Source organism: Klebsiella sp. 18074 (assembly GCF_902705905.1).
GTDB classification, from domain to species: domain Bacteria; phylum Pseudomonadota; class Gammaproteobacteria; order Enterobacterales; family Enterobacteriaceae; genus Klebsiella; species Klebsiella terrigena.
The window spans coordinates 1-972 of record NZ_CACSIS010000094.1 but is presented as its reverse complement, the minus strand read 5'-3'; the positions used below and the strand labels follow the sequence as shown (position 1 = coordinate 972).

The following is a 972-nucleotide window of genomic DNA, read 5'->3' as shown; positions in this document are numbered from 1 at the left end:
CCTTCGATAACCTCGGCAAACGTGCAGCCAGGGTGCTTGCCGATGTAGTTGATAATGCGTTGGCGATTGCTGATGTTTTTCATGACCGATTCTCCCGATAGCTGTCCCAGGTAAACGAAATGGTGCATCCGCCGCCGTCGTTCATCCGGTCAATAACCCGCTCACCAATGAACTGCGTCAGCTCCTCTTTGGGTAAGTTGCTAATCAGGATCGTCGGCTTGAGGCGCTCATAGCGGGTGTTGATGATTTCGAACATGATCATCTTCTCGGCTTCACTGCCGAACTGGACGCCTACCTCATCGACAATCAGCAGGTCTGGCCGGGTGAAGTGGCGGATCACCTCCTCCTCGGTCCTGGTGGAGGATTTTGACCATGTTGATTTGAAATCGCGGGCCACCTTCAGCGCCGTGGTGAAAACTACCGAGCTTTGGTGTTGCTCAATTACGTGTCGGGCAATAGCCAGCGCGAGATGATTTTTACCGGTACCCGGCTTTCCACACATAACCAGCCCACCGCCCTGCTGCAGGCGGTCAGTCCATTTCGAGGCATAGGCCTGACAGACTCGCAATGCACGCTCTGAATCCTTCCCAACCGGCTTATAGCTATCCAGGGTGCATGATGCGAATCTCTCTGGGATCTCCAGCTGGCGAAGCAGTCTCTCGACGCTTTGTTGCCGAACCTGTTTTTCCCATCGCACTTTCTCAGCTTTCAGGAAGCTAAGCTCATCACGAAGACAGCCGGGGCAGCGCGTGGGTGGTGATGGCAGTCTGACAACTCCGTTCGTAAACATCCGTTTGCGTTGCTCATATTCACCATGCTTTTCGCAGAACACGCGTTCGCATACCAGTTCGCAATTAGGGAACTGCTCAGGCGGATTGCTCAGGACTTCGAGCATTTTCTCGATGGTTGAGATTTTTTCTTCCAGTTCCATGATCAGTCCCTCGCCCATGATGGGATTTCAGTCTGCCCGTA

General features: G+C 53.4%; 1 protein-coding gene. It reads right to left on the bottom strand.

Annotation, left to right across the window (positions count from 1 at the left end; genetic code table 11):
- Nucleotides 1-79: 79 nt before the first annotated feature.
- Entirely contained in the window at nucleotides 80-931 is an 852-nt protein-coding gene (locus GVK32_RS28670; protein ID WP_227697939.1) for an ATP-binding protein, read from the bottom strand.
- Between the last annotated feature and the right edge of the window lie 41 nt (nucleotides 932-972).